Source organism: Streptosporangium sp. NPDC051022 (assembly GCF_040683035.1).
GTDB lineage: Bacteria > Actinomycetota > Actinomycetes > Streptosporangiales > Streptosporangiaceae > Streptosporangium.
The window spans coordinates 87,327-101,422 of record NZ_JBFBCF010000019.1; the positions used below are offsets into that span (position 1 = coordinate 87,327).

Genomic DNA, 14,096 nt, shown 5'->3' on the forward strand with positions numbered 1-14,096 from the left:
GTGCGCCCCGGCGCGGCCTGCCCAGGGTGCGAGCATGCGAGCTGCCTGTGGTTCGCCGGTGACGGACGCGGGCCGCGGGCTCTCGATCGGCAATCAGGGCCAGTCGAGAGAAGGACGGAGCGGCACGCGGGCCGCGCCCTCGGAGTCGAGTTTCGCTCCGAGGACCTGGTGAAGCTGGATCTTGTTACGTTCGAAGCCGACCACGCAGCCCGCCATGTAGAGCCGCCACACCCTGGCCGTGCCCTGCCCGACCTCCTCGATCGCCTCGTCCCAGTGGTCGTCGAGGTTGGCGCACCAGTAGCGGAGGGTCTGCGCGTAGTGCTCCCGCAGGTTCTCCTCGTGACGGATCTCGAAGCCGAGGTCCTCCATCTGGCGGACGAGGTGACCGATCGACTCCAGCTCCCCGTCGGGGAAGACGTAGCGGTTGATGAAGCCGCCCGCGTTGAGGGTCTTCTCCGTGCCGGTCGGCCTGGTGATGCAGTGGTTGAGGATGCGCCCGCCGGGGACGAGCTTGTCGTAGAGGAACTTGAAGTAGAACTGGAGCTGGTCCTTGCCGATGTGCTCGGTCAGGCCGATCGAGCTGACGGCGTCGAAGCCGGTCTCCTTGACGTCCCGATAGTCCATGTGGCGGACCTCGGCCAGCTCACCGAGACCGGCGTCCGCGATGGCCTTCTGCGCCCACTCGGCCTGCTGGCGCGAGAGGGTGACCCCCAGCGCCTTCACGCCGTACTCGCGGGCGGCGTGCATGACCATCCCGCCCCAGCCGCAGCCCACGTCCAGCAGGCGCATTCCCGGCTTCAGGCCCAGCTTCTTGGCCACCAGGTCGAACTTGGTGTACTGCGCCTCCTCCAGCGTGGACTCCTCGGTGGGGAAGACCGCACAGGTGTAGGCCATGGAGGGGCCCAGCACCCAGGAGTAGAACTTGTTCGAGACGTCGTAGTGGTGGTGGATCGCCTCGGCGTCACGCTGCTTGGCGTGCCTGCTGCCCATCTTGGCGAGCATGCTGCGCCGTACCTCCTGGGGTGGAGGTTGCACGCGCATCATCAGGGGTTTGACGCCGAGCGCGCGGATGGCGGCGATCTTCTGAGCGGTGGTGATGTCGTTGATGGTGAGCGACCACATCCGCGACAGCAGGGAGTACATGTCCCCGTCGACGTCGATGTGCCCTGACACGTAGGCCCTGGCCAGGCCGAGCTCGCCCGGGGCCTGGGCGAGATAGGCGACCGCCGCCGGGGATTTGACCTCGATGCCGATGTCGGCGCCGTCCGGGCCGGCCTTGCTTCCGTCGTAGGCACTGAAACGGATTCCCGCCCCGGAGCCGACGACCATCTCGAAGATCTCTGCGAGCCTCACAGATTCAACCTCCTAACGCCCCCGCACACACTTGTCGTAGAGGTCGAGCAATCGGCCACCCGCGTCGTATGCCCGCTTTACCGGCCAGTAGGCCGTTCCGTTATAAAACTGCCAGAACTCGTCCTCGGCGTAGAACGACGTCGAGTACAGCGACTTGTGCCCCTCCAGCCGGTGTACCTCGCCCTCGATGAGACGGTTGTAGTAGCCGTCGAACTGGCCCCTGGGCAGGGGGACGGTGCCCCAGAAGCCGAAGTTGACATACAGCCGCCCCGGTTCCAGCGGATAGAGCGGCCACTCGCCGGAGGACTTCAGCGGGCACATCCACACCGGCTCCATGCCGACCTTGTCGTGGAAGAACTCCAGGAACTCCGCACCGCGCTCGACGGGCACCTCGATGTCCTGGATGACCGACTCCTGCGCGGGCCTGCCCCGCCAGCGGTCCACCCGGGCGATCACGCCGTACTTGCGGTCGAGGCCGACGAGCCTGCGGTAGACGTCGGAGCGCATCCACTTGCGCGGCATCAGCGAGCGCACCAGCGGCTCCTGCACGCCGAAGGCCCGCGAGCACCAGAACCAGTCGGTGTCCCAGCGCCACAGGTAGTCCCGGACGGTCAGCCAGTCGCGGGTCCTGGTCTGGACCGACCGGTAGTAGATGCGCATCCCGGTGTAGTCGGACAGGTAGGGCGCCTTCTCGGCGAACCGGCCGACCGTTATGTAGAGCTCGCCGGGGCCGAAGAACGTGCCGTCCACGAAGTCGACGGGCTCGCCGTCGTGCTCGCCCCGATCGCAGATCTCCTTCATGGCGATCATGCACTTGTCGGCGTCGGTGAACGGGATGTGGGTCAGCCGGACGTACGGCTGGACGCGCTTGAGCCTGATCCGGATCCTGAGCGCGTAGCCGAGCGTCCCGTAGGAGTTGGGGAAGGCGCGGAACAGGTCGCGGTGCTCGTTGTCGTCCCGCGCCACGACGATGCGGCCGTCACCGGTGAGGATCTCCAGCTCCTCCACCGACTCGTGCGGCAGCCCGTCGCGGAAGCTGGTCGACTCGATGCCCAGCCCGGTCACCGCCCCGCCCAGCGTGATCGTCTTCAGCTGCGGCACGACGTACGGCATGAGCCCGTGCGCGAGCGTGGCGTCCACCAGGTTCTCGTAGGTGGTCATGCCCTGGACCTCGGCGGTCATGGTCTCCGGGTCCACCTGGATGACCTGGTCGAGGTCACGGGCCGACAGCTTCGCCGCCTGACCCCCGTCGCGGAAACGGAACAGGTTCGTGGTCGCCTTGGCCAGCCGGGGCGCCGAGTTCTCCGGAATCGCGGCGTAGGAGTCCTTGATCTGCTCCACGGCGCGACGGTGCGCCGCCATCTGTGTCATCTGTTCCACAGGCCATCACCCCCAGGGCTCCCATAGTAAAGATCGCCTCTAGCACGTTATATCTCGGATGTCCCTGGAGCCAGGCGGGACACGTTAAACGCGTGGAAACTCTACGACCCCACGACCGGAAGCTCACGGCGGACCACTGATTCGCCCTTTCCGCGCACGTCAGCCGCCCGCCGCCGTCTCACCCGCCGTCTCGCCCGCGGGCCGCGCCCCCGTCCCGCGGCCTCCCGTCCTGCCGTCCCCGGCAGGGCACCTCGTCCCCGCCCGGACGGCCGCCCCCGCCGACCGGCCGGTCACTCGCCACCACGCGGGTGGAAGCTCTCGAACACCTGGTTCATCAGGCCCTGCTGGCTCTTCCAGTCGGCGGCCGCCGTGGTCCAGCTCAGCACCATGACCGTGTCACCGACCCCGACGAACCTCCTGATCTCGTGGTAGGTCACCCCCGCCCTGGCCCACGGGACGCCGCCGAGGTCCGTCGGGGTCCAGGTGAGCTCCCACTGGAGTCCGGAGCCGTAGGACAGGGGAACGCGCGCCGTGTGATCCGAGCCGATCTCGCTCCACCGCGCCACGTCCTCCTTGACGTTGCGCTGGACCACCTCCAGGCTGTCGAGCGGCCCGGCGAGCACCTCGACCGACATGTGCGCCCTGCCGTCGGGGCGCAGCCACTGGGTGTATCCCGTCTCGGCGGCCCAGTCGCCCTCCCAGCCCGCGGGGTAGCGGATGGACCAGTTCTCCGGCGTTTTGGCCCGCCAGTTCCACAACCGCGCCTGAGGCTGGGAGGTCCGGGTCCGGGAGGCCTTCGGCGAGGGCGAGGCGGTCGGGGTCGGCGTCTGGCTGGTCTCGGGGACGGGAACCGGGGGCTCGGAGGGGCCGGCCTGCTGCTCCTGCCCGGCCTGCGGGGCGGGCGCCTGGCCGGAGCTCGTCATCGCCACGGCCGCCGCGCCCCCGCCGGCCAGGACCACCACCGCGACGACGATCGCCGCGATCTGCCCCCTGCCCAGACCCGCGCTCTGCCGCCGCCGTCGCCGGGCGGGCATCGCCGAGGTGGGCTGCCGCGCGCCGAGCTGCACGGTACGGCGGGGCGCGGTCCCCGAGGGGTCGTCGGCCGCCTGGGCCAGCAGCAGGTCGGCCTGCTCGGCGCTCAGCCGGTGCGCCGGGTCACGCTGGAGCAGGCCCGCGAGCACCTCGGTCATCGCCGGGGGCACCCTGCTGAGGTCGGGCTCCTCGGTGAGGAGCGCGCCGAGGGTGGCGATGGCGTCGCGGCGCTCGAAGGGGCCGTGGCCGAGCAGCGCCGCGTACAGGGTGGCGCCGAGCGCCCACAGGTCCGACCAGGGACCGCTGTCGGCGCCCGTGGCACGTTCCGGCGGCAGGAAGCTCGGCGAACCCGTCACCATGCCGGTCTGGGTGAGCGAGGTGTCGCCCTCCACGGTGGCGATGCCGAAGTCGGTGAGCACGGCCCTGCCGTCCGGGGCCAGCAGGATGTTGCTGGGCTTGACGTCGCGGTGCAGGATCCCGGCCTCGTGGGCGGCCCGCAGGGCCGACAGCACCTGACGGCCGATGTCGGCGACCTGTCCGACCGACAGCGGTCCGGCCTCGTCGAGGGCGCGGGCCCTGACGAGCTCCATGATGATCCAGGGGCGGCCGTCCTGCTCGGCCACGTCGTAGATCGCCACGATGTTGCGGTGGCTGAGGCGGGCGGCGGTCCTGGCCTCGCGGGAGGTGCGGGTGAGCTGGCGTTCGTGCTCGGCGGGGGCGAGGTTCGGCGGCAGCAGTACCTCCTTGACCGCGACCGGGCGGTCGAGAAGCGTGTCGTATCCCTCCCACACCACGCCCATGCCGCCGCGGCCGAGCTCCCTCAACAGTCGATAACGCCCAGCGACCACCCGTTCACTGTGCGGATATGTCATCGCGCGACCCCTAGTCAATCCAAATAGGGCGCAAGTTTCCCATACCCCTTGGGTGCCGCGCGGCTTGCCGACGGATGTCTTGCCACAGAAAACCGAATGTTATTCTACTTAGCCGGATGAAAGGCACCGGGATCCCACCGGGCGGTCGCCCGAGAAGACCGCGTCCCGGCAGGCCCCGGGGAGCCGAAAGCGTGACGAGGAGGCGCCGATGGAGCGCGTGACCAGGAGCGGCCCGCTGGCCGGAGTACGCGTGCTGGAACTGGCCGGTCTGGCCCCCGGGCCGTTCGCGGGGATGATGCTGGCCGACCACGGCGCCGAGGTGCTGCGCGTCGAACGCGTCGCGGCCGTCGCCGCCGCCGGGGACAGGTCGCGCCACGAGGTTATGGATCGGGGAAAACGGACGATCGGCCTGGACCTGAAGTCCCCCGAGGGCGTGGCCGCCTTCAAGGAACTCGCCGGGAACGCCGACGTGGTCATCGAGGTCTTCCGCCCCGGGGTCGCCGAGCGGCTCGGCATCGGCCCCGCCGACCTGCACGCGGTCAATCCGCGCCTCGTCTACGGGCGGATGACCGGCTGGGGCCAGGAGGGCCCGCTGGCCCGGACCGCCGGGCACGACATCGACTACGTCGCGGTCTCCGGCGTCCTGTCGATGCTGGGACGCGAGGGCGAGCGGCCGACCCCGCCGATCAACATCCTCGGCGACTTCGCGGGCGGCGGCCTGATGCTGGCCTACGGCGTGCTGCTCGCGCTCCTCGAGCGGGAGCGGACCGGCGAGGGCCGGGTGATCGACGCGGCCATGGTGGACGGGGCCGCGGCGCTGTTCGCGATGTTCTACCAGAACGTCCAGAGCGGCCTGTGGGGACCGCGCGGGACCAACCTGCTCGACACCGGCGCGCCCATGTACGACACCTACGAGACCGCCGACGGCGGGTTCCTCGCGGTGGGGGCGCTGGAGCCGCAGTTCTGGACGGAGATGGTCACGCTGATGGGCCTTTCCGACCTGCCCGACCGGGACGACCGGTCCCGGTGGCCCGAACTGCGGCGGCGGCTGGCCGAGGCGTTCGCGTCCAGGACCCGCGCCGAGTGGCAGGCGATCTTCGACGGCTCGGACGCGTGCGTCTCCCCCGTGCTGGAGATGGCCGAGGCCGCCGAACATCCGCACAACAAGGCGCGCGGCGCGTTCGTCGAGGTCGGCGGCGTCCGCCAGCCCGCGCCGGCGCCGCGCCTGCTCGGCGTGCCCGAGCAGGACCTCTCCCCCGCGACCCGGCTGACGGACCTGGCCTCGTGGGGCCTGTCCCCCGAGGCCCAGGCCGGACTGCGCGAGGCGGGGGTCCTCGCCTGACAGGCCCCTGACCTCGGCACGGCCCACGGCGGTCACGTGGTTCGAAGGCGGTACACCGACACAGGTGTACCGCCTGAGGAGCCACGCCGTCGCGCACCGGGGGACCACGGTGATCCTGTGCGCGCTCGGCCTGATGCTCATGGCGGTCGCGTTCGGCGGCGACGACGACGTCGTGCGCGTCCCGCTGGCGGCCGCGTTCATGCTGCTGGTCGCCGTCCTGGCGACGCACGCGATCCTGCCGTCGCTCGTGGCGGGCCGGCGGATGCCCGACTCACCGCCGGACGACGAGGAGGACGGCCAGGACGTCGAGGGCCGCGCCCCGGCCGGGGAGGGTCAGCGCATCGAGGGGAAGACCGCGACGTAGAGATCGACGCCCTCGGGGTGGTGGATCTCCACGTCGGTGGTGAAGGCTCGGGGCGGGGTACCGCCCGACTCGGTGTGCTTCCACAGCTGCTGCCAGCCCTCCAGGAGCGCGCCCGGCATGGGGCCCCGGGCCTCGACCTTCAGCGCCTGGACGCCGGGCACCCGCACCGCGACCATGCCCTCGGGCAGCGCGGCGGCGCTGCGCACGGCCACCCCGACGATCTGCGTGTAGGAGCCGTGGTGGTCGCTCTCGTAGTCGGTCAGCACCGCGTAGAGGTTCTCGTCCACCCGCCCGGGAACGTGCGCGAAGGCCCCGGGAGACCCCGCCCGCGCCCACAGCGCGCCGAGCCGTCCCCGCCCCTGCTCCATCTCCTCGGCGTTCGAGGTCCGTACGGCATGGCCCACGACGAGCATCTCAGGGCGATCAACAACGATCACAGCGCCTCCTCATGGCCACCAGCTGAATCCACGCAAACCGGATCCTAGTGCCCTGCCCGAGTAGTGGCCCCTCTTTGGGATCTTCAAAAACGGGAACGCTCACTTCTAACTATTCACCGAACAAGGTGGACGAACGTGAAATTTCTCAATGAGATGGTGCCGACCCACGACCTGACCTACAGCGACGTTTTCATGGTCCCGTCCCGGTCCGCCGTCGGCTCCCGGCTCACCGTCGACCTGTCGACCAGGGACGGCACCGGCACCACCGTCCCCATCGTGGTCGCCAACATGACGGCCGTCGCGGGACGCCGCATGGCGGAGACCGTCGCCAGGCGCGGCGGAATCACCGTGATCCCCCAGGACATCCCCATCGAGGTCGTCGCCGACGTGGTCGACTGGGTCAAGAAACGCGACCTGGTCCACGACACGCCGCTCACCCTCACCCCGCACGACACCGTCGGCAAGGCGCTCAGTCTGCTGCCCAAACGGGCCCACGGCGCGATCATCATCGTCAACTGGGACAACCGGCCCATCGGCGTGGTCACCGAGGGCGACTGCGGCGGCGCGGACATGTACACCCAGCTCTCCGACGTCATGTCGGACCACCTGCTCACCCTGCCCGCCGGCCTCGATCCTCGCGAGGCCTTCGACCGGCTCCACGACGGACGCCACAGGCTCGCCCCGATCGTGGACGAGGACGGCCGCCTGGTCGGCATCCTGACCCGGACAGGGGCGCTGCGGGCCACGCTGTACCGGCCCGCGGTCGACGCCTCGGGCAGGCTGCGCGTCGCCGCCGCCGTCGGCGTCAACGGCGACGTGGCCGCCAAGGCCAAGGAGCTCCTGGAGGCCGGGATCGACTGCCTGGTCGTGGACACCGCCCACGGCCACCAGGAGAAGATGATCGGCGCCCTGCGGGCGGTGCGCTCGCTCGACCCGGGCGTCCCGGTCGCGGCGGGCAACGTCGTCACCGCCGAGGGCGTGCGCGACCTGGTCGACGCCGGAGCCGACATCCTCAAGGTCGGCGTCGGCCCGGGCGCCATGTGCACCACGCGGATGATGACCGGCGTCGGCCGCCCGCAGTTCTCCGCCGTGCTGGAGTGCTCGGCGGAGGCGCGCCGCCTGGGCCGCCACGTCTGGGCCGACGGCGGCGTGCGGCACCCCAGGGACGTGGCCCTGGCCCTGGCGGCGGGAGCGGCGAACGTGATGATCGGCTCCTGGTTCGCCGGCACCTACGAGTCGCCCGGCGACGCCCGCACCGACGCCAACGGCCGCAGATACAAGGAGAACTTCGGCATGGCCTCGGCCCGCGCGGTGAAGCTGCGCACCGCGGACGACTCTCCCTTCGAGCGGGCCCGCAAGGCTCTGTTCGAGGAGGGGATCTCCACCTCCAGGATGTATCTCGACCCGGTCAGGCCCAGTGTCGAGGACCAGATCGACGCCATCGTCGCGGGTCTGCGCTCCTCGTGCACCTACGCGGGCGCCGCGGACCTGGAGGAGTTCCACGAGCGGGCGGTGGTCGGAGTCCAGAGTTCGTCGGGTTACACCGAGGGGATGCCGCTCCACCAGAGCTGGTAGCCACCCGGCCCCGCCGTCCCGCCGCCGGGCGCTCCCCTCGGCGCGCCCGCCTCCGGGGCCCGGCGCGGGAAGGGCCGATCTACCTGCGTTGACGCGCTCTTCGGCGTGAACGCCGAAGATTCTGGCCCGTGCCGCATTGCCGCGGCACCTCCACGGCTTCCTGTTTCATCGAGCCGTGCCTCCCCGGAAAAACTCCGGGGATGGTCTTACCAGCCCTCCGCAGGCGTTTTACGTCTCCGCCCGCCCGGCGGCGACAGGTCACGCCGTGTCCGTCGTGACCGGTTCCGAGACTTCCGGAGTGACCCTTCGCCCCGCACGAAGCCAGCCTTACCTGATGACGGGGACGCCGATCCGCCTTGACGGCGAATCGGCTGCTCCTGCCCCGCTTTGCGAGCCGGCCGGCTTCGCCCCCGGGCTGAAGCCCGGAGCACTGCCGACGAACCCGTAGCGCGATCCCGACACGCGCACATGACGATCGTCATGCGACAACCGACCGCCCTGATATCGCGTGAGCCTGCACAGCACCATCAGACCCATGAGAACGAGCACTACCTCGATCATCATGATGAATGCGATCATTTCGGGTTCCTCCAAGACTTGGCGCGCGGCATCCCTGCCCGCCTGTTCACCGGCGCCATTCGCAGGAACGCTAACAGCCGTATGCGCTGTTTGTCGCTCAATGTCCGCTTTCATTGGAAAAATTTTCACTTGAAAGCTTCTCCGGGATCACCGAGGCGCCGAAGGCCTGCCGGGGCGGCGCATGCTCCCGCCCGCACGGGGTAGCCGGGGACCGGATCCCCCTCTACGCACGGGAAGGCGAACGGACATGGCAGAGATATCCACCGTCCCGGGCACGCAGGTCGTCGTCGACCGGAGAGTGCTCGTCGGTTACGACAACTACCTCGCCGCCCAGCGGGCCGTCGACGGCCTCTCCGACGCGGGGTTCCCCGTCGAGCACGTGGCGATCGTCGGCAGCGACCTCAAGCTGGAGGAGACCGTCACCGGCAGGATGACCAACGGCCGGGCCGCGCTCACCGGAGCGGGCAGCGGCGTGGTCTTCGGCGCCGTCGCGGGGATGTTCCTCGGGCTGTTCACCTCGGCCACGCTGTCGTTCGTCGTCCTCGTGCTCTGGGCGGCGCTCTGGGGCGCCGTGGTGGGGGCCGCGTTCGGCTTCATCAACCACTTCTTCACCGGCGGCAAGCGGGACTTCGCCTCGCGCAGCGCGATAGTCGCCGGCCGCTACGACGTGCTGGTCGCCGCCTCCCACCTCGACCACGCCCGCGCCGTCCTGGAGGGCGGTCCGCGGCCCGCCGACACCGTGGTCGTCGAGCCCCCGCCCTCGGCCGGGACCTACGATCCCACCGCGGCGGCCACCTCCCCCGCCCCGCCCCGTACGGCCGGCGCCCCCTCTCCCACCCCGTCACCCGCGGCCGGTACGTCCTCTCCCACTCCGCCCTCTGCGCAGGCCCCGGCACCGAGGCCCCGTCCCTGAGACCGGCCGTAACAGGCGGTGAGACGCACCGCCGGACCGGCGGCGCGGGAGTCCGGGAGGGCGCGGAAGGCTAGGAGGAGTGCCTGACGACGAGCTTCGTCGGCATGATCACCGAGTCGGCCCTGCCCTCCTCGAAGAGGTTCAGCAGCAGCCGGACCGTGGCGGCCGCCTGCTCGGCGTGCGGGCTGTGCACGGTCGTCAGCGGCGGGTCGGTGTAACCGGCGGCCTCGATGTCGTCGTAGCCGACCACGGCGACGTCGTCGGGGATACGGCGGCCCGCCAGCCGCAGCGCGCGCATCGCGCCGATCGCCATCAGGTCGTTGGCGGCGAACACCGCGTCCAGGTCCGGATCGTCGGCCAGCAGCTGGCGCATGGCGACCGCGCCGGACTCGCGGGTGAAGTCGCCGACCGCGACGATCGAGCGGCGGTCCGAGTCGCGCAGCACGTCGCGGTAGCCCGTCAGCCGGTCCTGCCCGCCGATCGTGTCCAGTGGCCCGGCGATGGTCGCGATCCGCCGTCTTCCCCGCTCCAGCAGGTGACGCACCGCGTCGGCGGCGCCGCTCACGTTGTCGTTGTCCACGTACGGCATGGCGACCGGCACCGTCGGCCTGCCGTACGAGACGGCCGGGACGCGCAGCCGGGTGAGCGCGACGGGCAGCAGGTCGGCACCGTGACTCGACACGAGCATGACCCCGTCGACGTAGCCGCCCGCGATGTACTTCTCCACCCGGGCGTGGCTGTCCGACGACCCGGTCAGCAGCAGCACGGCCTGCCTGCCCGCGGCCTCCAGTTCCAGGCTCGCCGCGCGGATGACCGTGGCGAAGGTCGGGTCGTCGGAGAGCAGCCGGTTCGGAGACTCGGAGACGACCAGCGCGACGGAGTCGGTGCGCTGGGTGACGAGATTCCTGGCCGCGCCGTTGGGAACGTAACCCAGCTCGTCCACCGCCCGCATCACCACGTCGCGGATGTCGGGGGTGACGGTGGGCTGGCCGTTCACCACCCGGGAGACAGTCGAGCGGGACACCCCGGCACGGGCGGCCACCGCCTCCAGGGTGGGTCTTCTCATCTGCTTCCCCCGCAGTTCGATGACTGTCGACACCACAGCGTGCCGTCGCCGGGTGGCGAGACCGACGTGCACCTTCACGAACCTGCGCCGACAGCGTCGGCCCACTTGGCGATGTCTGGATTATGCGGCAGCGGTCCGGCCGGCGGCCTCGGCACACCCCGGGCCGCACCGATCGCGGCGCGGACGGCACATCGTTGGCCGTCCCGGCACCACCTCCGTGGAGGGCGGGGAGGCCTCCGTTCCTCGCACGCGCCCCCCGCACACGTGTCTCCTCGTGCGTCCCCTGTCCCTCATCTGTCCGCCGGACCCCGTAGAGTCGTTCGGCCGACCGGAAAACGGCCGGCGCGCATCCAATCGAGGAGAACACGTGGCACTGGAGAAGCCTGAGATCGACTTCCCGGAGGGCGAGCCGCCGGCGGATCTGCAGATCGTCGACATCGTCGAAGGAACCGGCCCGGAGGCCAAGCCGGGCCACCAGGTCAGCGTGCACTACGTCGGTGTCGCGTTCTCCACCGGCGAGGAGTTCGACGCCTCCTGGAACCGCGGCGAAGCCTTCCAGTTCCCGCTGGGCGCCGGCCGGGTCATCGCCGGCTGGGACCAGGGCGTCGCGGGCATGAAGGTCGGCGGACGTCGCCGCCTGACCATCCCGGCGCACCTCGGCTACGGCAGCCGGGGCGCCGGCGCCCGCATCAAGCCGGGCGAGACGCTCATCTTCGTCGTGGACCTGCTCGGCGTCAGCTGACATCGCGACGGATCCGGTGGACGGGCCGCCTCCTCGACGGGGGCGGCCCGTCCCCTTCCGGCGGGGTTGTGCCGTCCTTCCGGGCCGGCGTCCTGCTCAGCGGGGCGGCCCGTCCCCCTTCCAGCGGGTTGGATCGCTCCGAAAAGGCGAGGTTCACCCTCCCGAAATGTCACCGACAGCTCTTAGGCTGAACCTGTGCTGTTGATCGACCTTGCTCGCACATCGGCGGCCGTGGCCGCCGGCTCCGCCCGGTTGGCGAAGATCCGTCACCTCGCGGAGCTGCTCGGCCGGGTCGAGCCCGACGAGGCGGAGATCGCCATCGCCTTTCTCTCCGGCGAGCTGCCACAGCGCAACATCGGCGTGGGCTGGGCGAGCCTGCAGGATCCACCGGAGCCGCGCCTGGCGGCGACCGCCACCCTGCGTCAGGTGAACGACTTCCTCGACCGCATCAAGGCCCAGGCGGGCCCCGGCTCCCAGGCTGCGCGCAAAACCCTGATCGCCGAGCTGTTCGGCGCGGCCACCCGTCAGGAGCAGACCTTCCTGTCCCGGCTGCTCCGCAGTGAGCTGCGGCAGGGCGCGCTGGACGGTGTGATGATCGAGGCGATCGCGAAGGCGGCCGAGGTGCCGGTCGCCGAGGTCCGGCGTGCGCTGACGCTGCGCGGCTGGCTACCGGCCGTCGGCGCCGCCGCGTTGAACGGCGGCGTCGAGGCGCTGCGCGGCTTCCATCTGGAGGTCGGCCGCCCGGTCTCCCCGATGCTCGCGCAGAGCGCCCCCTCCATCGCCGCCGCCCTGAGAAAGATCGGCGGACCCGCCGCCGTCGAGTGGAAACTGGACGGCGTCCGCGTCCAGGCGCACCGCTCCGGTGACACGGTGACCGTCTTCACCCGCACGCTCGACGACATCACCGCCCAGGTCCCCGAGCTGGTCGAGGCCGTCGGCGCGCTGTCGTCCGAGGATCTGGTCCTCGACGGCGAGGTCCTCGCGCTGCGTCCCGACGGCCGCCCCGAGCCCTTCCAGATCACCTCGGGGCGGGTGTCGAGCCGCGCCGACGTGACCGGGGCCCGTGAGAGGACCCCGCTGAGCGTGTTCTTCTTCGACGCGCTGCGGGTGGACGGCGCCGACCTGCTGGAGCTTCCCGGCGAGGCGCGTCACGCGGCCCTGGTCAAGGCCGTGCCCGCGGAGCTGGTGACCCCCCGCCTGGTCACCGAGGACATCGCCGACGCCGAGGAGTTCTACAAGGACGCGATCAGGAGCGGCCACGAGGGCGTGGTGGTCAAATCCCCGCACACGCCCTACGCCGCCGGACGGCGCGGCGCGGGCTGGATCAAGGTGAAGCCCCGCCACACACTCGATCTGGTCGTCCTGGCCGCCGAGTGGGGCCACGGCCGTCGCGAGGGCCGGCTCTCCAACCTGCACCTGGGAGCCCGTGATCCGCTGACGGGCGGGTTCGTGATGCTCGGCAAGACCTTCAAGGGCCTGACCGACGAACTGCTCGCCTGGCAGACCCAGCGCCTCCTTGAGCTGGCCGAGGGCCCGACGGACCACTGGATGATCAGCGTCCGCCCCGAGCTCGTCGTGGAGGTCGCCTTCGACGGGGTCCAGCAGTCCAGCCGTTACTCCGGCGGCATGGCGCTGCGCTTCGCCCGGGTCCTGCGCTATCGCCCCGACAAGAGCGCCGACCAGACCGACACCGTGGAGACCGTACGCTCCCTGATGCTCTGACCCCTGCGGGAGCTCCCCGGAACACGGTCTGAAGCACCCGCCGGACCCGGCGATCCCCCTCCTTTCCTTCGACCTCGGCGGCGGTCACTCGACCACACGGTCGTGACCGGCTCATCCCGACATGTGTGTGGGCAGCCATTCACTTCGAACCGGCCCGGAGCCAACGCTTCGATGTCGCATCCGGAGTGCGGTCCTCTGTTCGCCGACTTCCGCGCCGTGAACAGCGCACGACGCCCTGCCGGTCGTTGAAATGTCCAGCCCCGGCTACTCATTGAGGTTTGAGGGTTCTCTGTGACTTAAGGGACTTCGGAAACGCCTGAGGTCAATGAAAAGCCTGGAATTTCGGGTTTCCGGTGAAGACACGCCCCATCCCCTCACGCGGCCCGTGAGCTGCGGTGACTCCACCCGCCTCACACCCTCCACAGAGGCGTGAAATCCGAAGATCGGCACTCTCAAGGAGATCCACTTTCCTCACCGACACCGGATACGTCGATCAAGATTGACCCAGGCATAGCGATCAAGAAAGGGTTCATTATCATTTTCCAAATAGAGTGACATAAGTCACTTTATATGCCATTAACATGGCTTTACTCCCTCTTTGTCGCATATGGTCGGCCCACGCTGCGCGGGAAGCACTTGCGTCCCGCCAATGGGATCCGGCCGGTGCGCACCCCCCGCCTCCTCCGCCCCGTACGGCCCTTCCCTGTCCTTCCCCCGAT

12 protein-coding genes are annotated in these 14,096 nt (G+C 70.3%); 6 read left to right on the forward strand and 6 right to left on the reverse strand.

Annotation, left to right across the window (positions count from 1 at the left end; all coding sequences use genetic code 11):
• Window positions 1-93: 93 nt before the first annotated feature.
• The 3 genes from AB0N02_RS27830 to AB0N02_RS27840 all read right to left on the reverse strand — a co-directional run bounded on the left by AB0N02_RS27830 (window position 94) and on the right by AB0N02_RS27840 (window position 4,589).
• Window positions 94-1,353, reverse strand: a complete 1,260-nt coding sequence (locus AB0N02_RS27830) for a cyclopropane-fatty-acyl-phospholipid synthase family protein (RefSeq protein WP_363952338.1) — start codon at window positions 1,351-1,353, stop codon at window positions 94-96.
• A gap of 12 nt (window positions 1,354-1,365) precedes the next feature.
• Window positions 1,366-2,724, reverse strand: coding sequence for an FAD-binding oxidoreductase (locus AB0N02_RS27835; RefSeq protein WP_363952574.1), 1,359 nt, complete (start codon window positions 2,722-2,724; stop codon window positions 1,366-1,368).
• 299 nt (window positions 2,725-3,023) lie between these two features.
• Window positions 3,024-4,589, reverse strand: a complete 1,566-nt coding sequence (locus AB0N02_RS27840; protein WP_363952340.1) for a serine/threonine-protein kinase — start codon at window positions 4,587-4,589, stop codon at window positions 3,024-3,026.
• A gap of 256 nt (window positions 4,590-4,845) precedes the next feature.
• Here AB0N02_RS27840 and AB0N02_RS27845 point away from each other — a divergent pair, with 256 nt between their 5' ends.
• Together AB0N02_RS27845 and AB0N02_RS27850 are read left to right on the forward strand one after the other, a co-directional pair.
• Window positions 4,846-5,979 (forward strand): CaiB/BaiF CoA-transferase family protein, encoded by a 1,134-nt coding sequence (locus AB0N02_RS27845; protein WP_363952342.1) that lies wholly within the window; start codon window positions 4,846-4,848, stop codon window positions 5,977-5,979.
• 64 nt (window positions 5,980-6,043) lie between these two features.
• A complete protein-coding gene (locus AB0N02_RS27850; RefSeq protein WP_363952344.1) occupies window positions 6,044-6,343 on the forward strand; it encodes a hypothetical protein in 300 nt (99 codons plus the stop codon).
• Here AB0N02_RS27850 and AB0N02_RS27855 read toward each other — a convergent pair.
• A complete protein-coding gene (locus AB0N02_RS27855) occupies window positions 6,313-6,780 on the reverse strand; it encodes an effector binding domain-containing protein (protein ID WP_363952346.1) in 468 nt (155 codons plus the stop codon). The genes AB0N02_RS27850 and AB0N02_RS27855 overlap by 31 nt on opposite strands.
• 135 nt (window positions 6,781-6,915) lie before the next feature.
• Between AB0N02_RS27855 and AB0N02_RS27860 the strand changes: the two genes are divergently transcribed.
• Complete coding sequence (locus AB0N02_RS27860) at window positions 6,916-8,355, forward strand: GuaB1 family IMP dehydrogenase-related protein (RefSeq protein WP_363952348.1); 1,440 nt, start codon at window positions 6,916-6,918, stop codon at window positions 8,353-8,355.
• A gap of 327 nt (window positions 8,356-8,682) precedes the next feature.
• Here AB0N02_RS27860 and AB0N02_RS27865 read toward each other — a convergent pair whose 3' ends face one another.
• Window positions 8,683-8,934 carry a hypothetical protein gene (locus AB0N02_RS27865; protein ID WP_363952350.1) on the reverse strand — a complete coding sequence of 84 codons (252 nt, stop codon included), beginning with the start codon at window positions 8,932-8,934 and terminating at the stop codon, window positions 8,683-8,685.
• 247 nt (window positions 8,935-9,181) lie between these two features.
• Between AB0N02_RS27865 and AB0N02_RS27870 the strand changes: the two genes are divergently transcribed.
• Entirely contained in the window at window positions 9,182-9,847 is a 666-nt protein-coding gene (locus AB0N02_RS27870; protein ID WP_363952352.1) for a general stress protein, read from the forward strand.
• Between the two features lie 70 nt (window positions 9,848-9,917).
• Here the strand turns inward: AB0N02_RS27870 and AB0N02_RS27875 are convergent, their stop codons facing one another.
• On the reverse strand, window positions 9,918-10,913 hold the full coding sequence (locus AB0N02_RS27875) for a LacI family DNA-binding transcriptional regulator (RefSeq protein WP_363952354.1): 996 nt from the start codon (window positions 10,911-10,913) through the stop codon (window positions 9,918-9,920).
• A 367-nt stretch (window positions 10,914-11,280) separates the two neighbouring features.
• On the opposite strand from AB0N02_RS27875, the gene AB0N02_RS27880 reads away from it, so the two are divergent.
• Both AB0N02_RS27880 and AB0N02_RS27885 read left to right on the forward strand, forming a co-directional pair.
• On the forward strand, window positions 11,281-11,655 hold the full coding sequence (locus AB0N02_RS27880; protein WP_363952356.1) for an FKBP-type peptidyl-prolyl cis-trans isomerase: 375 nt from the start codon (window positions 11,281-11,283) through the stop codon (window positions 11,653-11,655).
• A gap of 195 nt (window positions 11,656-11,850) precedes the next feature.
• Window positions 11,851-13,377: an ATP-dependent DNA ligase gene (locus AB0N02_RS27885; protein ID WP_363952359.1), complete on the forward strand. Its 1,527-nt coding sequence runs from the start codon at window positions 11,851-11,853 to the stop codon at window positions 13,375-13,377.
• Window positions 13,378-14,096: the final 719 nt, after the last annotated feature.

Coding starts and splice junctions, on each gene's coding strand:
- AB0N02_RS27865 (WP_363952350.1), bottom strand. CDS start 8,934: ATGATCGCATTCATCATGATGATCGAGGTAGTGCTCGTTCTCATGGGT.
- AB0N02_RS27875 (WP_363952354.1), bottom strand. CDS start 10,913: ATGAGAAGACCCACCCTGGAGGCGGTGGCCGCCCGTGCCGGGGTGTCC.
- AB0N02_RS27870 (WP_363952352.1), top strand. CDS start 9,182: ATGGCAGAGATATCCACCGTCCCGGGCACGCAGGTCGTCGTCGACCGG.
- AB0N02_RS27835 (WP_363952574.1), bottom strand. CDS start 2,724: ATGACACAGATGGCGGCGCACCGTCGCGCCGTGGAGCAGATCAAGGAC.
- AB0N02_RS27845 (WP_363952342.1), top strand. CDS start 4,846: ATGGAGCGCGTGACCAGGAGCGGCCCGCTGGCCGGAGTACGCGTGCTG.